The sequence below is a fragment of the Ilumatobacter nonamiensis YM16-303 genome (genome assembly GCF_000350145.1).
Classification (GTDB): domain Bacteria; phylum Actinomycetota; class Acidimicrobiia; order Acidimicrobiales; family Ilumatobacteraceae; genus Ilumatobacter_A; species Ilumatobacter_A nonamiensis.
Map to the genome: position 1 here is coordinate 18,857 of NZ_BAOL01000043.1, position 20,580 is coordinate 39,436.

The 20,580-nt window shown below is 66.8% G+C and carries 19 protein-coding genes; 16 read left to right on the top strand and 3 right to left on the bottom strand.

Annotated features, from left to right (window positions below; genetic code table 11):
* Positions 1 to 12: 12 nt before the first annotated feature.
* The 15 genes from ON45_RS05605 to ON45_RS05675 all read left to right on the top strand — a co-directional run bounded on the left by ON45_RS05605 (position 13) and on the right by ON45_RS05675 (position 16,491).
* Entirely contained in the window at positions 13 to 333 is a 321-nt protein-coding gene (locus ON45_RS05605; RefSeq protein ID WP_040492612.1) for a hypothetical protein, read from the top strand.
* 78 nt (positions 334 to 411) lie between these two features.
* Positions 412 to 2,112, top strand: a complete 1,701-nt coding sequence (locus ON45_RS05610) for an AMP-binding protein (RefSeq protein WP_040492613.1) — start codon at positions 412 to 414, stop codon at positions 2,110 to 2,112.
* 126 nt (positions 2,113 to 2,238) lie between these two features.
* Positions 2,239 to 3,258 (top strand): putative selenate ABC transporter substrate-binding protein, encoded by a 1,020-nt coding sequence (locus ON45_RS05615; RefSeq protein ID WP_040492631.1) that lies wholly within the window; start codon positions 2,239 to 2,241, stop codon positions 3,256 to 3,258.
* Positions 3,239 to 4,018 carry a phosphonate ABC transporter ATP-binding protein gene (locus tag ON45_RS05620; protein WP_083914437.1) on the top strand — a complete coding sequence of 260 codons (780 nt, stop codon included), beginning with the start codon at positions 3,239 to 3,241 and terminating at the stop codon, positions 4,016 to 4,018. The genes ON45_RS05615 and ON45_RS05620 overlap by 20 nt, the downstream gene beginning before the upstream one ends.
* 10 nt (positions 4,019 to 4,028) lie before the next feature.
* Positions 4,029 to 5,579: a PhnE/PtxC family ABC transporter permease gene (locus ON45_RS05625; RefSeq protein WP_040492614.1), complete on the top strand. Its 1,551-nt coding sequence runs from the start codon at positions 4,029 to 4,031 to the stop codon at positions 5,577 to 5,579.
* A gap of 86 nt (positions 5,580 to 5,665) precedes the next feature.
* Complete coding sequence (locus ON45_RS21125; protein WP_051062552.1) at positions 5,666 to 6,298, top strand: TetR/AcrR family transcriptional regulator; 633 nt, start codon at positions 5,666 to 5,668, stop codon at positions 6,296 to 6,298.
* A gap of 253 nt (positions 6,299 to 6,551) precedes the next feature.
* Positions 6,552 to 8,318 (top strand): ABC transporter substrate-binding protein, encoded by a 1,767-nt coding sequence (locus ON45_RS05635; RefSeq protein ID WP_040492615.1) that lies wholly within the window; start codon positions 6,552 to 6,554, stop codon positions 8,316 to 8,318.
* A 115-nt stretch (positions 8,319 to 8,433) separates the two neighbouring features.
* Positions 8,434 to 9,399: an ABC transporter permease gene (locus ON45_RS05640; RefSeq protein WP_040492617.1), complete on the top strand. Its 966-nt coding sequence runs from the start codon at positions 8,434 to 8,436 to the stop codon at positions 9,397 to 9,399.
* Positions 9,396 to 10,331 (top strand): ABC transporter permease, encoded by a 936-nt coding sequence (locus ON45_RS05645; protein WP_051062554.1) that lies wholly within the window; start codon positions 9,396 to 9,398, stop codon positions 10,329 to 10,331. Before ON45_RS05640 ends, ON45_RS05645 begins: the two co-directional genes overlap by 4 nt.
* Positions 10,328 to 12,406 carry an ABC transporter ATP-binding protein gene (locus tag ON45_RS05650; RefSeq protein WP_040492618.1) on the top strand — a complete coding sequence of 693 codons (2,079 nt, stop codon included), beginning with the start codon at positions 10,328 to 10,330 and terminating at the stop codon, positions 12,404 to 12,406. Before ON45_RS05645 ends, ON45_RS05650 begins: the two co-directional genes overlap by 4 nt.
* Before the next feature lie 85 nt (positions 12,407 to 12,491).
* The gene (locus ON45_RS05655; protein WP_051062555.1) at positions 12,492 to 13,514 is read left to right on the top strand and encodes a metal ABC transporter substrate-binding protein; all 1,023 of its coding nucleotides are present in this window, start codon (positions 12,492 to 12,494) and stop codon (positions 13,512 to 13,514) included.
* A 7-nt stretch (positions 13,515 to 13,521) separates the two neighbouring features.
* On the top strand, positions 13,522 to 14,334 hold the full coding sequence (locus ON45_RS05660) for a metal ABC transporter ATP-binding protein (protein WP_040492620.1): 813 nt from the start codon (positions 13,522 to 13,524) through the stop codon (positions 14,332 to 14,334).
* On the top strand, positions 14,331 to 15,179 hold the full coding sequence (locus ON45_RS05665) for a metal ABC transporter permease (RefSeq protein ID WP_040492621.1): 849 nt from the start codon (positions 14,331 to 14,333) through the stop codon (positions 15,177 to 15,179). Before ON45_RS05660 ends, ON45_RS05665 begins: the two co-directional genes overlap by 4 nt.
* Before the next feature lie 17 nt (positions 15,180 to 15,196).
* Positions 15,197 to 15,652 (top strand): Fur family transcriptional regulator, encoded by a 456-nt coding sequence (locus ON45_RS05670; RefSeq protein WP_051062556.1) that lies wholly within the window; start codon positions 15,197 to 15,199, stop codon positions 15,650 to 15,652.
* Positions 15,649 to 16,491 carry a PhzF family phenazine biosynthesis protein gene (locus tag ON45_RS05675; protein WP_040492622.1) on the top strand — a complete coding sequence of 281 codons (843 nt, stop codon included), beginning with the start codon at positions 15,649 to 15,651 and terminating at the stop codon, positions 16,489 to 16,491. The genes ON45_RS05670 and ON45_RS05675 overlap by 4 nt, the downstream gene beginning before the upstream one ends.
* Before the next feature lie 33 nt (positions 16,492 to 16,524).
* On the opposite strand, the gene ON45_RS05680 is transcribed toward ON45_RS05675, so the two are convergent.
* From ON45_RS05680 to ON45_RS05690, 3 genes are read right to left on the bottom strand one after another with little or no spacing between them, the layout of a single operon-like run.
* The gene (locus ON45_RS05680) at positions 16,525 to 17,544 is read right to left on the bottom strand and encodes an LLM class F420-dependent oxidoreductase (RefSeq protein ID WP_040492623.1); all 1,020 of its coding nucleotides are present in this window, start codon (positions 17,542 to 17,544) and stop codon (positions 16,525 to 16,527) included.
* A gap of 15 nt (positions 17,545 to 17,559) precedes the next feature.
* Positions 17,560 to 18,495 carry a proteasome assembly chaperone family protein gene (locus tag ON45_RS05685; RefSeq protein ID WP_040492624.1) on the bottom strand — a complete coding sequence of 312 codons (936 nt, stop codon included), beginning with the start codon at positions 18,493 to 18,495 and terminating at the stop codon, positions 17,560 to 17,562.
* Positions 18,492 to 19,559, bottom strand: coding sequence for a phosphotransferase family protein (locus ON45_RS05690; RefSeq protein WP_083914442.1), 1,068 nt, complete (start codon positions 19,557 to 19,559; stop codon positions 18,492 to 18,494). Before ON45_RS05690 ends, ON45_RS05685 begins: the two co-directional genes overlap by 4 nt.
* Positions 19,560 to 19,603: 44 nt before the next feature.
* Here ON45_RS05690 and ON45_RS05695 point away from each other — a divergent pair, with 44 nt between their 5' ends.
* Positions 19,604 to 20,311, top strand: a complete 708-nt coding sequence (locus ON45_RS05695; RefSeq protein WP_040492626.1) for a tetratricopeptide repeat protein — start codon at positions 19,604 to 19,606, stop codon at positions 20,309 to 20,311.
* The last annotated feature ends 269 nt before the right edge of the window (positions 20,312 to 20,580 follow it).

Here is a 20,580-nt window from a genome sequence, read left to right on the forward strand (position 1 = left end):
AGTGTCGTCGTCGTGTCACTGGAGATCATCTGCCCGCGCTGCGAGTCGGACGACGACCTCCGCGGTACTCCGCTCGACGACGGGCGGATCCAGCTGACGTGTGAAGCGTGTTCGATCACGTGGGAGCGTGATCCGCGGCCGACCTGTCCGACGTGTGGCGGCGACGATCTCTACCACGTGCCGCAGGTGATCCTCGAGAAGTCCCGTGGGTCGCAGATGTCGGTGCAGGGAATTCACGTCGAGTACGGCTGCTGGTCGTGCAACCCTCCCGAGGTGAAGGTGCGCGGCGGCCGAACTCATCACCTGCCTGACCGCCTCGACGGGAGCCAGTGAAGATGTTCGTCGGTGAATGGCACCGACGAACATGTGGGGTCATCTGCGGGCTCGATTCCTGTCGCTAGCGTTCACTGAATGGCCGACTCGACCATCTCTCGCCTCGAAGCTGCCGCCGACTCCGGAACCGGAGTGCGGTTCGTCGGCAAGTCCGTCATGCCGGACGGCGTGCCCGTGTACGTCGGCTGGGATCAGATCCACGACGAGGCGCGGGCCGTCGGGGCCGCGCTCCAGGCGAAAGGGCTCGTGCCCGGTGATCACGTCGCGGTGCTCGGCCCGACCAGCCGCGAGCTGATGACGATCGTGCGCGGCTGCTGGATGGCCGGCATCGCGTCGATGGTGCTTCCGTTGCCGATGCGGATGGGATCGCTCGACGTGTTCATCGAGTCGACGCGGGCGCGAATCCGACACGGCGATGCGAAGTTGGTCCTGATCGACGACCAGCTCGCCGACTTCTACACCGCCGTCGAGGGTGATCCACCCATCGAACCGATGGCGTCGGTCATGCCCGGTGCGGCGAACGTACCCACTGGCGACGCGCTCGAACTGCCGCCACACGACCCGGAGCGGCTCGTCATCCTGCAGTACACGAGCGGGTCGACGAGCGAGCCGAAGGGCGTGATGATTCCCGACCGGGTCCTGTCGGCCAACCTCGACGCCACCTGCGAGGCAGCGGTCCTCGGTGCCGGCGAGACGATGGTCTCGTGGTTGCCCCTCTATCACGACATGGGGCTCGTCGGTTTCCTCGCTCTCCCGATGACGAAGGGGGTCGACCTGGTCCAGGCGGCGCCGCAGGACTTCCTCGCGCACCCGGGCAACTGGATGGACTGGATCTCCGAGCACCGGGGCACGGCGACCGCCGGACCCAACTTCTCGTGGGTGCTCGCCACGCGGGCGCTCAAGCGCAAGACCGACCTCGACCTCTCGTCGCTGACGCTCGCGCTGTCGGGCGCTGAGCCCGTCGATCCGAAGGCGGTCGACGCGTTCGTCGCCGAAGCGCAGCGTTTCGGCTTCTCGCCCGGTGGCGTCTTCCCGGCCTTCGGGATGGCCGAGGTCGCGATTGCCGGCGCGTTCCCCGCTCGCGGTCGTGGCCTGGTCACCGACACCGTCGACCGCCAGGTGCTCGAAACGCAGCGCGTGGCCAAGCCGATCGAGATCGACGATCCGGACGATCTCGCGCTCCGGGCCCGTCAACTCCCGCTGCTCGGCCGCGCCGTCCCGGGGCTCGAGATGAAGGTCGTCGATCCGGACACGCACGAATCGCTGCCCGAGCGCCACGTCGGGGAGCTGCTGCTGCGCGGTACGTCGGTCACCCCCGGCTACTACAAGCGTCCCGATGCCACGGCTGCGCTGTTCGTCGACGACTGGCTCTGCACCGGCGACCTCGCCTATCTCCTCGACGGTGAACTCGTGATGTGCGGTCGGATCAAGGACGTGATCATCGTGGGCGGCCGGAACGTGTTCCCGGAGGACATCGAACGCGCGGTCGGCCCGCTCGACGGTGTGCGCGCCGGGAACGTGATCGCGCTCGGTGTCGAGGGGTACAAGGGCAAGGAGTCGGTCGTGGTCGTCGCCGAGGTGCGCCTGACCGACACGTCCGGGGACCTCGACGACGTGCGCGCTCACGTCCACGAGCGGACGCTCGACGTGTGCGGGCTCCCGCCGCGCGACGTGATGCTCGTGCAGCCGGGAACACTGCCGAAGACCAGCAGTGGCAAGCTCCAGCGCGCCAAGTGTCGCGAGGAGTACCTCGACGAGGATCTGCAACTCATCGAGTGAAGATGTGCGTCGGTGACCGGCACCGACGCACATTTCGCGTCCGTTCATCGTCGCGATCAGGTGGTCGGTGGGTCGAGCTGCGACACTCTCGACCATGACAAACACCACCATCACGGTGCGGCTCCAATGAGCCGCACTCGCCGGTCCGCCAGTTGGCGGGCACTCATCCCACTGAGCCTTCTGGCTCTCACTGCTGCGTCGTGCGCCGGCAGTGACGACTCCGGCAGCGACGAACCTCCGGGAAGCGCTGCCGCCGAGACGGACGGAACCTCCGAACCGGTCGAGGAATCCGAGTCGGCCGACGAGTCGGACTCACCCGTTCTGCACATCGGAGCGATTCCCGATCAGGAACCTGAGCGGCTCCAGCGCACCTACGGCCTCTTGGCCGATCACCTCGAGGAGGAACTCGCCGACGACGGTTTCACGACCGACGTCGAGTACGTCCCGGTGACCGACTACTCCGGCGCCGTCACCGGCTTCGTGGTGGGTGATCTCGACGCTGTCTGGTTCGGCGGGCTCACCGGTGTGCAAGCGCAACTCGAGGTCGAGGGCGCTCAAGCCGTTGCACAACGTGACATCGACGAGGCGTTCACGTCCGTCTTCATCGCGGGAGCCGACACCGGGGTCGAGACGATCGATGACGTCGCGGGACTCGCCGCGCTCGAAGGACAATCGTTCACGTTCGGTTCGGAATCGTCGACGTCAGGGCGGCTGATGCCGCAGTCGTTCCTCGCCGAAGCCGGGATCGATCCCGACGAGGACTTCGAGGGACAGCCCGGGTTCTCCGGCTCGCACGACGCCACGATCGAGCTCGTGGCGGCCGGGACCTACGACGTCGGCGCGCTCAACTCCCAGGTCTGGGACGACCGCGTCGCCGACGGCACCGTCGACGAGACCGCGGTGGTCGAGGTCTTCCGGACTCCGCCGTACTACGACTACCACTGGGTCGTGCAGCCGGATCTCGACGACGAATTCGGCGACGGGTTCACCGAGGCGTTCACCGAGGCGATGACCGCGCTCGACCCGGACGATCCGGACGATGCCGAAGTGCTCGAGCTGTTCGGTGCCGGTGCATTCATCGAGACCGAGAACGGGAACTACGCGGCGATCGAAGCGGTCGGGCGCGATGCCGGCCTCATTCGCTGAACCACTGGCGCTGAGCCTTCGCGACGTCGTCGTCGACCACCCGGTCGGCGGCGGCGTCGTGCGGGCACTCGACGGCGTCGACCTGGACGTCGGAGCGGGCGAGCGGGTCGCGCTGCTGGGCTCGAGCGGTGCCGGGAAGTCGACACTGCTCGACGTGGTCGCCGGACTGGTTCGGCCGACGTCCGGCGACGTCGAGGTCCTCGGTCGACGGATCGCCGAGCTCGGTGGTGGTGCGTTGCGTCGACACCGCTCAGAGGTCGGCGTGATCCGGCAGGCACATGGTCTGCCCGGCGCGCTCCGCGTGGTGCACAACGTGAACGGCGGCCGACTCGGCGCGTGGTCCACCGTGCGTGCCCTGGCCTCGCTGATCGTGCCGATGGGTCGGAGCGACGTCGATGAAGCCTTGGGGCGAGTGGGCCTCGACGGGCTCGCCGACCGTCGCACCGGCGACCTGTCCGGCGGTCAGCAGCAGCGGGTCGCGGTCGCCCGCGTCCTCGTGCAGAACCCGGAACTGGTGTTGGCCGACGAACCGGTGTCGGCCGTCGACCCTCGGCTCAGCGCCGACGTCGTCGAATTGCTCTGCTCGACGACCGAGCGCGAACCGCGACGAGACGCCGTCCTGCTCAGCCTCCACGATCCCACACTCGCTCGTGATCACGTCGATCGGATCGTCGGACTCCGCGAGGGACGGGTCGCGTTCGACCTGGCGGCCCAAGCGGTCGACTCCGGAATGCTGACGTCGCTCTACGCGCCGGCGTGATCCCGATCCCGTGACCCTCACTCCCCGGCGCCGTCTGGTCCTGATCGGCGCGTTGGTCGTCGTCTGGGCGATCGGTCGCGCCGGGCTCTCCGGAGTCGTCAACACGTCGGGAGCTTCCGCGTTCCAGCGTTTCTGGAGGAGCGCGCTGTCGCCCGATCTGTCGGCGGACTTCCTGTCGTTGACGATCGAGGCCACCGCGACGACCGCTGCGTTCGCCGTCCTCGGTTCCGCGCTCGCGCTCCTGATCGGCGTGGCCGGAGCGCTGGCGATCTCCGAGCGGGCGATGGGGACCGGATGGTTGCGGCGGGCGGCGGAGGTCGTCGCGACGGTTCCTCGCGCGGTGCACGAGATCCTCGTGGCGCTGCTGTTGATCCAGGTGCTCGGCTTCGACCCGATGGTGGCCGTCATCGCGATCGGGGTTCCCTTCGGTGCGGTCACGGCGAAGGTGTATGCCGACGCGCTCGACGACGCGGATCGTTCGGCCTACGACGGACTCCGGGCGTCGGGAGTGGGTCGGCTGACCGCCGTTGCGTACGGACTCGTCCCGTTGGTGCGCGGCGAGTTCGTGTCGTACGCGTTCTACCGATTCGAGTGTGCGATCCGCTCGGCCGCCGTGCTCGGGATCGTCGGGGTCGGCGGGTTGGGGTTCCAACTCGACATCAGCTTCGAATCGTTGCGGTACGACGAGATCTGGACGCTGATCTTCGCCCTGATGTTGCTCAGCGGAACCGCCGATGCGGTGTCGTCGTGGGTGCGCGGGCCGTCGGGTCCGAGCGACGGGGGACGATGGTTTCCGGTCGTCGCGGCCGTCGGTGTCGCGTGGTCGTGGTGGCAGGTCGGCCTCGACGTGTCGGTGTTGTGGTCCGCTCGGACGCTCGAACGCGGGCCCGAACTCCTGCGTGACCTGTTCCCTCCCGAGCTCGGTCCCGGCGGTTGGACCGAGCTGTGGTCGGCGACGGTCGACACGATGTCGCTGGTGGTCGTGGCCGTGGTGGTGGCCGCGTTGTTCGGTTTCGTCGGTGCCGCAGTGGTCCGTCGACCGGTGATCGACAAGCGGTCCGGGCTTTCGGCGGTCGGCGACGGGTTCCGAATCGTCGTCGGTCGACTCGTGCTCCTCACGGCTCGGGCGGTCCCGGCGCCCGTCTGGGCGTTCCTGTTCGTCCTGGTGCTGTATCCCGGGATCTGGCCGGGTGCGGTTGCACTGGGTGTGTACAACGCAGGTGTCCTCGGACGTCTGTACGCCGAGGCGATCGAATCGCAGCCCCCGGAGCCGGAGCGGGCGGCCGCTCTCGCGGGTGCCGGACGGTGGACGAGGTGGGCGTACGGGGTCATCCCCGGCGCTGCTCCGCGCCTCGTGTCGCTCACCGTGTACCGCTCCGAGGTGATGGTGCGTGAGACGATCGTGATCGGCGTGGTCGGTGCGGGCGGGCTCGGGCAGTTGCTTCGCGACCATCTGGTCGCCCGGGATTTCGGCGCCGTGATGGGGGTCGTGATCGTGTTGATCGTGCTCGCCATCGCGGCGGATGCACTCGGTCGGGTCATCCGGCGAGTTCTCCGCTGAAGTGGAGTGCCCGGCGGTGACCGGCGCCGATGGACACGTGGTCGAATCGCGACGGGACCGGTCGGTCGTCCTAGGCTTTCGCGTAGATGAGCGACGGCTGGGAGCGACGACAGGAGCGAACGCGGCGGGACGTCTTGGACGCGGCGGGAGAACTGATCGCGAACGGCGGCGTCCACGGGTTGACGATGCGCAAGCTCGCCGAGCGTGCGGGCGTCGCCGTCGCCACCCTCTACAACCAGTTCGGCGATCGTGACGGCGTACTCGTGGAGTTCGTCAGTGCGGGGCTCGACCAACTCGAGGGTGAACTCGACGAGCAGCCGGACGCCGGGCCGATCGACACCACGCGCGAACTCTTCGATGCGCTCGACGAACGCTTCGCGAACGAGCCCGAGGTGTGGGGACCGATCTTTGCTTCCCTGCGGTCCGCTGCCGGCGTCCACGGCATGGGCGAGGTCGGTGATCGTGTCGCCGCCTACATCGAGGCCGACCTCGCGAAAGCGGCCGCGCAGGGCATGTTCGTCGTCGACTGCGACGTTGCGGAGCTCGCACGCCACATCTTCACCACGCGGACCAACCGCCTCGAACGGTGGGCTCAGGGCGTGATCGAGTGGGATCTGTACCGATCGTCGTCCACGCTCGGTCTCGAACTGATCCTCGCCTCGATGCTCACCGAGCCGGGACGTAGCGAGGCGCTTCGGCGTTCCGGAGTCGTGCGCTGAGGCCGTGATTTTCCGCAAGCAGATCGTCGGTCCCGCGCCGGAATTCCGGAATGTGCAACACTGGTACCTTCGGCTTCCTCGCCGCGCACGTGCCGGTGAACGTTCGGCGTTCACTGATCCGGCAACGGCAAGGGTTTCGATGAATGGCGGGCGGGAACAACCCGTCGTGAACAACTCGCCATCGTCGTCGTGACATCACAGAGAACAATTCACACACACAACTCGACATCAACACACTCCAAAGGGGAGAACTATGGATTGGAAACGCTTGGACTCGGCCCGTCGCTCGACGGGGCCCATCGAGGTCGACCTCATCGAGGCGTACGCACAAGGCAAGATCAAGCGCCGTGACTTCGTGAAGCGAGGTGCGATGATCGGCCTCTCCGTGCCGTTCATGGGCGCGATCATCGCGGCATGTGGTGGCAGCGACGACGACTCGTCGGGTGGTGAGAGCAGCGAAGGGTCGGCCGCTCCCGGTACCGACGCCTCGTCCGAAGGATCCGCGGCGCCCGGTGGCTCCGGTGGCGAGATCCTGGCCGGCATCCAGACCGGCGATGCGAACTCGGGTCTCGACCCGCTGAACATGCTCGATCTCGGGACCTACTGCGTGTGCTCGCAGAGCTTCGAGTACCTCGTCGGCCTCGACGCCGACGGAGCGATCGGTCCGACCTCGTTGGCGACGGAATGGTCGCCGAACGACGACGGCAGCGTGTGGACGTTCACCCTGCGTGAGGGCGTCACCTGGCAGGACGGGACACCGTTCACGGCCGCCGACGTCGCCGCCACGATGGACCGCATGGTCGAAGTCGGCGCCGGCATCGCCGGTGTCGTGAGCGAAGGTGCGGTCGAAACACCGGACGATCTCACGGCGGTGGTCAACCTCGACGGGCCCAACGGAAACTTCCCCGCACTGGTCTCGATCTACAACCCGCAGTCGCTGATCACGCCGGCCGACTACACCAATGGCACGACGCTCGACGAGCGGCCCTCCGGCACCGGCGCGTGGATCATCGACGACTTCGATCCATCTTCGTTCCGCGTCCGGTTCACCCCGAACCCGAACTGGTGGGGCGGCGCCGTCAACCTCGACGCGGTCACCCTGCAGGGCTTCGACAGCGGTGGTACCCAGGTGGCCGCGATGGCTGCCGGCGAGACCGACGCCATCCAGCAGTTCTCGGTGTCCGACGGAGCGAACCTCCTCGACGACTCCGAGTTCACCGTGCTGAAGCCGCCGTCGTCCAACCACCGCCAGATGTGGTTCAACACGCAGGTCCCCGAGGGGAACCCGTTCACCGATCCTCGCGTCCGCCAGGCCGCCTGTTACGCGGTCAACCGTCAGCAGCTCGTCGACACGATCTACGAGGGCAACGCCACCATCGCCAACGACCACCCGGTGTACCAGTTGTGGCCGTACTTCGATGACACCCAGGAGCAGCGTCCCTACGACCCGGAGATGGCCAGGCAGCTGTTGTCCGACGCCGGCTACGCCGACGGGATCAGCGACACCCTCCAGGTCGGCGACCTCCAGGAGATCCCGCGCATCGCGGCGATCATCGAGCAGAACCTCGCCGAGGCCGGCTTCACCACGCCGGTCGGCGTCACGCCGAACTCCGACTTCTACGGTGAGTACTGGTGTACCGGAGCGAGCTACGGCACACAGCCGGAATCGAGCGGACCCGGGATCCCGTGTGGTGCATCGGCGACGATCGGCATCGTCGACTACGGCCACCGCCCGACGCCCGACATCTTCTTCTCCCGTGCGCTCCAGACCGACGGTGACTGGAACTCCTCGAACTACGCCTCGTCGGAGTTCGATCAGTTGTTCACCGACTACCAGGCGTCGGTCGACGTGGAAGGACAGAAGGACGCGTGCGGCAAGATCCAGCGTCTGCTGCACGAGGACGCACCGGCGTGCTACCCCTTCTTCTTCGACTACCTGTCAGGCCATACCAATGGCGTCAACGGAATCGAGGTGACCGCACTCGGTCACATGCAGTTCCAGAAGGCGACGAAGAGCTGAAAGACGCGAAGCACAGCGACATGCGTGACGTGAGGGACCGGTCCACCCGTCGGGGTGCGGTCCTTCGCGTCGCGCCGTCGTACGCGATGGCTGGGCGGGACATGCGGGAGACGACATGCTGAAATTCATCGCGAGGCGACTGGTTCTCGGGTTGATCACCCTGGCGATCCTGCTCGTGATCATCACGCTGATCCCGAACATCGCTCCGGGTGACCCGGCACGCAAGATCGCAGGGGGTACCGCTACGCCCGAGCGGTTGGCGCAGGTGAACGAATCGCTCGGGTTGCGCGACCCGGTCAGCACGCAGCTCACCAATCTCGGCCAGTCGGTCTTCACCCTCGATTTCGGTGAATCGTTCTCCGTCGCCGCAGGTCAGCCGGTGATGGACCTCGTGTTCACCGCACTGGGCAATTCGGCGAAGCTCGTCGCGTTGTCGCTGATCATCATGGTGCCGCTCGCGATCCTGGGCGGCCTCGTCGCGGCGTACAAGAAGGACACCTGGATCGACCGCACGATCGTCAACACCGGTCTGGCGTTCTCGTCGATCCCCGACTTCGTCGCCGGCGTGTTCCTGCTCGCATTCCTCGCGGTGCCGTTCGAGTTCTTCAAGGTGCAGGCGAATGCCCCGCCCGGATCGTCGATCCTGGTCCAGATCCAACACCTGTTGCTCCCGGCGATCGCCGTGCTGATGGTCTACTTCGGCTACATCGCACGGATCACCCGCGCCGGAACCATCACCTCGCTCGACGCCGACTACACGCGCACGGCGTTCATGCGTGGGCTCACGACGCGGGAGGTGTTCCGCAAGCACGTTGCACGCAATGCGCTGCAGCCGACCGTCGCCGTCCTCGGCACGCAGCTCGGCTATCTGTTCGGCGGCATGGTCGCACTCGAGATCGTGTTCCAGTATCCGGGACTCGGCAACCTGATCATCCGCGCGGTGGACCGCGCCGACTACCCGGTCCTGCGGGCCGGCGTGCTCACCGTGGCGATCATCTACATGCTCGCCACTCTGGCCGCCGACCTCCTGATTGCGTGGATGAACCCGCGAGCCCGGCTCAACATCGGAGAAGACGCATGACCGCCTTCGATCCCGAAGCGCCCGAGACACCGCACGACCCGCTGGATCTCCATCCGGCGTCGGACGAGGACGGTGGTGCCCCGCAGGCGGCGACGCGCAAGCAGGTCCGCAAGGAACAACGGATGATGTTGTTCAAGAGTCCTGGCTTCATCATCGGCGTCCTGATCGTCGGCTTCTGGGTACTCTCCGCCGTCTGGCCCAGCCTGCTGACCACCTACGGTCCCGACGAATTCGTCGACGCACCGCCGCGCACCGGTCCGAGCAGCGAAGCGTGGCTCGGAACCGACGGCGTGGGTCGTGACGTGTACACCCGGATCATCTACGGCGCCCGACCGATTCTGATCGTGGCACCGTTGGCCACCGCCATCGCCATCGTGATGGGCACGTTCCTCGGTCTGGTGATGGGGTACTACCGGGGCTGGGTCGACGAGATCCTGAGCCGCATCATCGAAGCGATCCTGTCGATTCCCGTGATCCTCATGGCGATCCTGGTCGTGTTCACCTTCGGGCGATCCCGTCCGGTCGTGATCTTCACGATCGCCATCCTCTTCGTGCCGGCCATCACCCGAACGATCAGATCCGCGGCGATCGCGGAATCCGAACTCGACTACGTGACGTCGGCGAAGATGCGCGGCGAGTCGGGCGTGTTCATCGTGTCGCGCGAGATCTTGCCCAATGTGACCGGGCTCGTCGTCGTCGAACTCACCGTTCGCCTCGGCTACGCCGTGTTCACCTACGCCACGCTGGCGTTTCTCGGTCTCGTCGGGACGAACATCACGACAGCCGACTGGGGGATCGACGTCTCGCAGAACTACGAACAGATCGTCCGTGACGTGTGGTGGCCGTCCATCTTCCCGGCGATGGCGATCGCCAGCCTGGTGATCGGGGTCAACTTGATCACCGATTCGATCGACAAGGCGCTCAAGTCATGACCACGACCGAAATCACCGACGACGGAATCGTCTCCGATCCCGACACGGCTGCCCTCGCGATCGAAGATCTCGAACTGTCCTACGTCGTGCGCGGCACGCCGCGGGCGGTGCTGCGTGGCGTCACCTTCGAGGTCCGCCCCGGTGAGGCGTACGGCCTCGTCGGGGAATCCGGCTGTGGGAAGTCGACCACCGCGTATGCCGCGCTGCGGTATCTGCCCAGCAACGGTCAGATCGACGGCGGGCGGGTCACGTCGAGCGGCCAGGAACTCACGTCGATGTCGGCCAAGGAATTGCGCGAGTTCCGCGCCCGCCAGGCGTCGATGGTGTTCCAGGATCCGGTCCAGGCCGTCAACCCGGTGCTGAAGATCGGCCGCCAGGTCGCCGAAGCGTTCGAGGTGATGGGGCAGTCGAAGTCCGAGGCGAAGAAGTCGGCGCTCGCAGCGCTCCACCGTGTGCGCATCGCGTCACCCGAGAGCGTGATGGATCGCTATCCGTACCAACTCTCGGGGGGCATGTTGCAGCGCGTGGTGATCGCGATGGCGCTCGCCTGCGACCCGAAGCTGCTGGTCCTCGACGAACCGACCACCGGCCTCGACGCGACCGTCGAGGCCGAAGTGCTCGATCTCGTGCGGGACCTGCGCTCGGAGTTGAACTCGGCGATCCTGTTGATCGCTCACAACCTCGGGGTGATCCGCACGATGTGCGACCGCGTCGGCGTGATGTACGCCGGCAGGGTCGTCGAGGAGGGAACCGTCGAGGAGGTCTTCGACAACCCGAGTCATCCGTACACCGTCGGACTGTTGAACTCCATCCCACGGCAGGGACTCCGCAAGACCGATCGTGAGTTGTTCGCGATTCCCGGCAACCTGCCCCAGATCGGTGAGCCACTCCCGACATGCGTGTACGTCGACCGATGTCCCATCGCGAACGACACGTGTCGGACCGAGGTTCCCCCGATCGTGGACCGGAGCGAGGGCCACTGGACGCGTTGCCACTTCCCCGACCGGCTGGACGAGATTCCCGAACCCGAGGAGGTTTCCGAAGTCGTCGCCGTCGGTTCGGAGGAGGTCGTCGGGGTCCACGGAGTGTCCAAGACGTTCCGTCAGCGCGGACACGACATCCCAGCACTGGTCAGCGTCGATCTGGGCTTCGCCGAGGGAGAGACACTCGGCTTGGTCGGCGAGTCGGGTTCGGGCAAGTCGACGCTCGCCAAGACGATGCTCGGCGTCTACGAGGCCGACGAGGGCGGCGAGATCACGCTGCGCGGACGCCCCATGGCGGGCAAGGCCACCAAGCGGGTCGAGGAGTCGATTCGCTCGCTCCAGATGGTCTTCCAGAACCCCGACTCGGCGCTGAACCGCGCCTGGACGGTGCGCCGGATCCTCACCAGGTCGATCACCCGGCTCACCGGCATGAAGGGCGACGAAGCGGACAAACGGGCCGTCGAGGTCGCCGAGGCGATGCGTTTGTCCCCGCGGCACCTCGACATGCGTCCGCGCCAGTTGTCCGGCGGTCTCAAGCAGCGTGTGGCGATCGCCCGCGCGTTCGCCGGTGACCCGAACGTCGTCGTGTGCGACGAGCCGACGTCGGCGCTCGACGTCTCTGTCCAGGCGGCGATCCTGAACCTGCTCGCGAGCCTGCAGCGAGACGACCGCACGAGCTATCTGTTCATCAGCCACGACATCAGCGTCGTGCGCTACCTCGCCGACCGGATCGCGGTGATGTACGTCGGGCGGATCATGGAACTCGGCTCGACCGAGCAGATCTTCGAGGGACCGAATCACCCCTACACCGAGGCGCTGCTCTCCGCCGTTCCGAGTGTCGACGGTCAGGCCGAGAATCGGATCCCGCTCACCGGTGAGATCCCGTCACCCGCGAACCCGCCGTCCGGCTGCGTTTTCCACACCCGGTGTCACCGTTTCATCGAGGGGCTGTGCGAGGTCACCGAACCCGAGATGCACGAACTGTCGCCGGGCCACACGATCAAGTGCCACCTCACGGTGGAGCAGTTGAGCCAACCGGTGGAGATCACCGAGAAGGACCGGATGGCCGACGTCGCCGAGCCGCTCGAGTAGGTCGCCGGGGTTCGTTTTCGTTCGCGCGCAGAAAGATTCGCGATCGATCTGTAATTGCGAGCCGGTCGCAACTAGCGTCGACGGAGTGAAGCGACAGTTGTGCGGATGGTTCGGGTTGGCGTTGATCGTCGCAGCGTGCGGAGGAGGCTCGGATGATGGTTCCGCTGACGGCTCCACGAACTCCGCGGCATCGGAGACCGACGAGCTGACGGTCGTGACCACGGTCGCTCCGATCACGTCGATCGCGTCGCAGATCGTCGGGGACCGGGCGACGATCGTCGGGCTGGTGCCGGAGGGCACGAACTCGCACACGTTCGAACCCTCGCCCTCGGCCGCGGAAACCCTGAGTACCGCCGATGTGGTGTTCATCAACGGGCTGCAGCTCGAGGAGCCGACCAAGGAACTGGCGGCCACCAACATGAAAGACGGCGCACCGCTCGTCGAGATCGGCAACGAAGTGATCGACCCCGACGAATACGAGTACGACTTCTCGTTCCCCGAGTCGGAGGGCAAGCCGAATCCGCACCTCTGGACGGATCCGACGCTGGTCGAGGAGTACGCCGACGTCATCCTCGACACGATGATCGATCTCGATCCGGACGGGGAGGAGACCTACAGCGAGAACCACGAGGCGTTCGTCGACCTGGTCGATGAGTTCGATGCTGCGGTGTCCGAGTCGCTCGACACGGTTCCCGAGGAGAACCGCAAACTCGTGACCTACCACGACGCCTATGCGTACTTCGCCGACACCTACGGGTGGACGGTCGTCGGTGCGATCCAGCCGGCCGACTTCGGCGAACCCACCCCGACCGAGGTGGTGCGTTTGATCGAGCAGATCCAGGCCGAGGAGGTCCCGGCAGTGTTCGGTTCGGAAGTGTTCCCGTCGCCCGTGCTCGAACAGGTGGCGAACGAGACCGGCGCGATCTACGTGGACGACCTTCGCGATGACGACCTTCCTGGCGAGCCGGGCGACACCGACCACTCATGGCTCGGCCTGATGAAGTACAACTTCGTCACGATGACCGACGCACTCGGCGGCGATCCGGCCGCACTCGAAGCCTTCGAGGTCCGCAACGTGGTGCCCGACGAAGCGACGTATCCGCAATGAGCGCAGGATGACCTCGGACGTGACCACGCTGATCTCCCCGGTCGAGGCGTTGATCGCCGCGGAACGCGTGACCGTCGCGTACGAGAACGACCCGGTGATCGTCGACGTCGACTTGACGATCGAGCCGGGAGACATGATCGGCATCGTCGGACCGTCGGGTTCGGGGAAGTCGACGCTGTTCCGTGCGTTGCTCGGCAGCGTCCCGTTGCACAGCGGTTCGGTCTCCCGGCGAGCCGGCCTGACCGTCGGGTTGGTCCCACAGGTGGAACGGATCGACTGGAACTTTCCGGTCACGGTGGCCGAGTGTGTCGCGATGGCGCGGGCGGGCGGTTGGCGCACGCCGTGGATCCGACGCGGTGAACGACGCGAGATCGACGCGGTACTCGAACGCCTCGGATTGGATGGTCTGGCGGGTCGGCACATCCGCAACCTGTCGGGCGGCCAGCAGCAACGCGTGTTCCTCGCCCGCGCGATGTTCACGGGAGCCGAGGCGATCTTCCTCGACGAGCCGACATCCGGCCTCGACGTGACGACGCGCCACGAGGTGCTCCACCTACTCGACGACCTCAACCGGGACGGCGTGACGATCGTGTTGTCGACGCACGACCTGAACGGCATCGCCACCCACCTGCCGACGATCGTCTGCCTCAATCGGTCGGTCATCGGCGCGGGAACCCCCGCCGATGTCCTGACCCCCGACGTACTCGAACGCACCTACGGCTCGCCGATGGAGATCCTCGAACACGGCGGGATGCGGGTCGTCGTCGATTCCGGGCACGGATCGAGCCTGCTCCCGCTCCGGCGGGACGTCGGCGCATGAATTGGTCGGAGCTCACCGCTCCGTACGCATTCGAGTTCTTCCGCAACGGCGTCTACGTCGCCACCATGGCCGGCGCGCTCTGCGGATTGGTCGGGTGCTACGTCGTCCTGCGCAACATGAGCTACATCGGCCACGGGCTGTCGCACGCGATCTTCGGGGGATACGCGGTCGCGGGACTGATCGGCGTGAACCTGTTCCTCGGCGCCGGGATCTGGGGTGTCGTGACGGCATTGGCGATCGGCGGGATCGTGCGGCGGCGGCCGATCGGCTCCGACGCCGCGATCGGCGTGGTGACCACGGCGTCGTTCGCGCTCGGGATCGCGCTCGTCGAACGGTACGGGTCGCCCGGTCGCAGTGCCGACGCGCTCCTGTTCGGCAACATTCTGGGCGTTCGGAGCAGCGACGTCTGGCTCGTCGCGGGGGTGTCGCTCGCCGCGGTCGCGTTCATCGTCCTGGCGTACCGCCCGCTGTTGTTCACCACGTTCGACTCGGAGGTGGCGGAAGCGACGGGTGTGCCGACCACGTTGATCGACACCGCGCTGATGATCGTGCTCTCCGCGACGGTGCTGGCGACGATGAACGTGATGGGTGTGACCTTGATCGCCGCGACGCTCGTCGTGCCGGCCGTCGTGGCGCGGATGCTGACCGACAGCTTCGGGAAGATGCTCGGGGTGGCCACCGTCGTCGGTGCGGTCAGTGGCTTCATCGGGATGAACGTGAGCTACCACCTCGACCTGCCGTCGGGGTCGACGATCGTCCTCGTCGGCACGGCGTTCTTCCTCGTCGCGTTCGTCGCGAGTGACACCTTCCGTCGGCGCGGCGCCAGCGTCACCCACGCACACTGACACGGTACGGTCGTGGCGTGAGGCCCGAACCGAGCAAGGCGTTTGATCCCGGGGAGTGGGAGCCGGAGCGGGCGGGGGAGGCACTGCGTGCGCACGGATGCCGGGTCACCCAGCCGCGGGTCGCGGTGCTGCGCGCACTGCTCGAGCATGGTGGAACGATCGATGCGCTCGGGTTGACCGCACTGGCCCAGCGGTACGAACCGGGGATCCACGAGGCGACCGTGTATCGGACGGTGAACGTGCTGTCGGAGGTGGGCATCGCCTCCCACGTGCACGCCGGGCACGGCCCGTCGCTGGTCCGGCTCGCGGGTGACGAGCAACTGGTCGCCGTGTGCCGGGACTGTGGGGCGATTGCTCCGATCCCGGAGGAGTCGGTCGCACAGCTGGTCGAGTCCGTCGAGGCGCGAACCGGGTTTCTCCTCGAACCGGGGCACTTCGCGCTCGAAGGGGTGTGCGGGGAGTGCTCCCCATGACGAGTCGACGATTCATGCAACTCGACGTCTTCGCCTCGGGACCGTTCACGGGGAATCCGCTGGCGGTCGTTCTCGACGGAGAGGGCCTGTCGACCGCCGAGATGCAGCAGATCACCGACTGGACCAACTTGTCCGAAGCGACGTTCCTGTCGGCCCCGACTCATCCCGAGGCCGACTATCGAGTGCGGATCTTCTGCCCGGGGCGTGAGCTCCCGTTTGCCGGGCACCCGACCTTGGGTTCGTGTCAGGCGTGGCTGTCCGGTGGCGGTGTGCCGATGAGCACCGGTCGAATCGTGCAGGAGTGTGGCGCCGGGCTGATTGCCATTCGCCGCGATGGCGATCGCCTCGCGTTCGCCGCGCCGCCGATGATCCGGACGGGGCCGGTCGACCCGGCGCTGCTCGAGCGGCGGATCCGGCTGATCGGTCTCGACGAGTCCGATGTCGTGGCGTCGGCGTGGATCGACAACGGTCCCGGCTGGATGGGGATCCTGCTGGAGTCGGCCGATGCGGTTCTCGACGTCGACGTTCCGCACGCATCCGAGCCCGGATTCGACGTCGGTCTCGTCGGCCTGCGCGGCCCGGAGAGCGACTGCGCCATCGAAGTGCGGGCGTTCTTCGCCGACGGTTCCGGATCGATTCGCGAGGATCCGGTCACCGGCAGTCTGAATGCATCGGTCGCTCAGTGGCTCACGGAGACCGGCCGCGTCGAGGCGCCGTACGTCGCAGCGCAAGGTCAGCAGCTCGGCCGACGCGGGCGCGTGTACGTCGAGGCCGACGACGGCGAGCTCTGGATCGGCGGCCGCAGCACCGTGTCGATCACCGGCACGCTGTCGACGTGAAGATGTTCGTCGGTGCCCGGCACCGACGAACATTCAGGCGGCTCGGAGGTCGGCCATCACCTTGGCCCAGCGCTCGGGATCGCTGGCGTAGGGGGCGTAGAAGCTGATCCGCTGGATCACGTCGCCGTAGCGGCGGGACAACTCCGGTGCGACCTGCTCGGGTTCGCCGACGACCGCGAACGTGTTCAGGATCTCATCGTCGATCAGGGTGCCCATCTTCTCCCACTCGCCCTGCTTCGACATCGTGTTCAACTCGTCCTGCAAACCGCCCCAGCCGTGCGCGTCGAGGACGGGTCGGTAGGCCGGGGTCGACCCGTAGAACGCGATCTGCTGACGCGTGCCGATGGCGGCCTTCTCGATCTCCTCGTCGGTGTTGCCCGTGACGACGAACGACGGGCCCACGATCTCGAAGCCCTCCAGCGTCTTGCCGGCCTTCGCCCGACCGCGTTCGAGCGCCGGAATCGTGACCTCGCGAAGGAACTTCTCGGTCGTGAAGCCGTGGCAGATGAAGCCGTCGCACACCTCGCCGGCGACCTCGGTCATCAGCGGACCGACACCGGCGAGAAACACCTTCGGGGTGCCGAAGTCACCGAGATCCTCGGGATCCGGAGCGAAGAACGGCGTCATCAACGTGTGTCGGTAGAACTCGCCGCGGAACTCGAGCTTCTCGCCGGTCTCCCACGTGTTCCAGATGGCGCGCATCGCGAGCACGAACTCGCGCATGCGTGCCGCCGGCTTCGACCACTCCATCGAGAACCGCTTCTCGATGTGCGGTTTGATCTGGCTGCCGAGTCCCAGGACGAACCGACCCTTCGAGTAGGCCTGGAGGTCCCACGCGGTGTTCGCGGTGGTCATCGGGCTGCGCGCGAACGCGACGGCGATCGACGTGCCGATCTCCAACTCACTCGTGTGCTCGGCTGCGAGGAGCAGCGGAAGGAACGGGTCGTGTGCCGTCTCGGCGGTCCACGCACCGGAGTAGCCCTCTGCCTCGGTCCTCTTGGCGTTGGCAGCCACGTTGGCCAGGTCGGTTCCGATGTTTCCGTCGACTTTCATGGCCCCACAGTACGTTCAGGGCTGATCTTTGAAGAACTCCTGGATCTCGGCGGCGAGTTCGTCTCCGGAACGCAGCTCGAGCTCTTCGACCTCGTCGTCCTCGCTCTCCGATGGAGCGAGATCGTGCAACTCCTCCAGTTGGCGCAGCATCGCCTCGTTCTCGGGCTTCTCGGCGATCATCCGATCGAGCCGGTTCCGTTGCGTGTCGACCTCGGCGCGCAGGCCGAGCGCTTCGATCGAGATGCCGGTCACCTCTTCGAGGCCTTCCAGCAGCGCGACCGAGGCCGCCGGATACTCCATTGCCGACACGTAGTGCGGTACCTGCGCCCAGATGCCGATCGACGGGATCTTCTGTGCGTGGAGCGCGTGTTCGAGCACACCGGCCATCCCCGCCGGAACATCGACCGAGCTCCGTGCGAACGACACCGCGGCGAGCATGTCCGACGAAGGTGACGACACGGAGAGCCGGGCCGGACGGGTGTGAGGAGCGGCGAACGGATACGCCCCGAGCCCCACCATCTGACGGACACCGAACTCGGTGGCCAGTGTCGCCACCGCACGGCCGAACCGGCGCCAGGCCATGTCGGGTTCGGGGCCGACGAGGAACAGCACGTCGCGACCGCCGGGGGAGCGTCCGGCGCGCATCTCGATGGTCGCCCAGTCGAGGTTGGTGTTGAGCCCGTCACGCAGCTCCATGGTCGGCCGGCGAGCGCGATAGTCGACGTAGGTGTCGTCGTCGAACGACAGGATCGGCGAGGACTCGCACGCGCGGGTCAGCTGGTCGGTGGCAGCGGCCGCAGCGCCGGCGGCGTCGATCCAGCCGGTGAGCATCACGATCATCACCGGCTCGTGGAGAGTCGGGTCGTCGACGAGGCGTTCGATGCCGTACTCACGATCGAGCTCGTCGCGGCGGCTCGAGGAGTCGGGGGTGTCGGGTGCGGAATCGCTCATCCGAGTGCCTCCAGACGTGTTTCGGCGCTCGCCGCAGCTCCATCGACCTGCATCTTGAACGCGTGGAGGAACTCGGGGTCCTGCTCGCCGAGTGCCCCGCCGAGGTACCGGGAGTAGACACCTTCGAGGATGCACGCCAGCTTCCAGTAGGCGAACGCGACGTAGAAGTCGAGCTGTGAAAGATCACGACCGGTGATCTCGCCGTAGCGCTGGGCGAGCTGCGCTCGATCCCAGAATCCGGGCGGTGTGGTGGCGCTTCCCGTCCAGGCGGAGTGGTCGTCGTTCGGTCCGGTCCAGTACACCTGGAGCAAGCCGAGATCGGCGAGCGGATCGCCCAACGTGCAGATCTCCCAGTCGAGAACGGCGACGACATCACCCCGGTCGTCGACCATGCAGTTGTCGAGGCGGTAGTCGCCGTGGACGATCGTGGCCGGACCCTGCTCGGGGATGCGTTCCGCCAGTCGGTCGTGGACCCGGTCGACCGCCATGAGATCGCGGGTCTTGCCCTGGTTCCACTGGCTGTACCAGCGCTTGAGCTGGCGGGCGATGTATCCCTCGTGGCGTCCGAGCTGAACGAGGCCGGCCGCTTCGAGGTCGACCGAATGGATCTTGGCCATCGTGTCGACCAACGATCGGCTCGCGTTGTCCCGCGCCTCTTCATCGAGCGCTGCCGCCGAGGCCTCGGCGTCGCGCAACACGTGTCCGTCGACGAACCCCATCACGTAGAACGGGCTGCCGTTGACGGACTCGTCGGTGCACAGGCCGCCGATGGGCGGAACGGGCACGTCGGTGTCGCGCAGCCCGGACACGATACGATGCTCGCGCTCCATGTCGTGGGCGCTCGCGAGCACATGGCCGAGCGGAGGGCGGCGGAGCACGAATCGGCGACCGTCGGACCCGGTGACGGTCATGGTGAGATTGGAGTGACCGCCGGTGATCGGGTGGAACACGAACGGAGCGACGGCGCCGTCCACATTCGACGCCATCCACGCCGAGACACGTTCGACATCGACTCCCGGCACGGGGGAGTGGCTGGGCTCGGGGGGCGCTGCGGCGTCGGTCATCTCCCTTCCGAGAGTAGCGAGGCTCGGCCGGTAGCGTTCATCCCATGCCAGCAATCGACGTCACCGAGACCACCTTCGAGGCCGAAGTCATCGAGAAATCCAAGACGGTTCCCGTCGTCATCGATCTGTGGGCCGAGTGGTGTGGACCCTGCAAGACGCTCGGCCCGATCCTCGAGAAGGTGATCGATGCCACGGACGGCAAGGTGGTTCTGGCGAAGGTCGACGTGGACGCGAACCCCGGTCTGAGCCAAGCCTTCAAGGTGCAGTCGATCCCCGCCGTGTACGCGATGCGGGACGGGGCCGTCGTCGATGGCTTCATGGGCGCGTACCCGGAATCGGCCGTGCAGGAGTTCGTCGACAAGCTCCTCCCGTCCGAGGAGGAGGACACGGTGGCCACACTCGTCGCCGCCGGTGACGAAGACAGCCTCCGCCAGGCGCTCGCGCTCGAACCGGCTCACGAGGACGCGATCGGCGCCTTGGGCGAGTTGCTCGTCGGAAGCGACCGCGGACCCGAGGCGCTCGAACTGATCGCACGCATTCCCGAGAACGACCGGACCCGGAAGATCGCCGCCGCCGCTCGCGTCGGAGAGAAGCCGACCGACGATCACGACGCGACGTTGACGGCGCTGCTCGACCGGGTGAAGGCCGACGACGAGGCACGCCAGCAATTCGTCGACATCCTCGAACTGATGGGCCCCGACGATCCGCGCACGGCCGATTACCGGCGCCAGCTCACCCAACGGCTGTACTGAAGCCGACCCGCCGAATCGACCCTTGCCGTCGGTCCGGCTCCTCGGTAGATTCGCCCGTACCGACTCCCTCCTGATGCCACGCGAGTTCGCTCGCTCATCGGTAGAAGGGAGTCGACGTGCGCCAGCGCCTCGACACAGAGTCCGATCACGATCACCACGGCCGTTCGACCGGTGGGGTCGCTCGCGACACCTCCGACGAATCGGTCGGTGATCCACCTGGTGGTCCGGAGAGGCCAGAAGCCACTTCGGCGCGGAGCGACCGGTTGCGC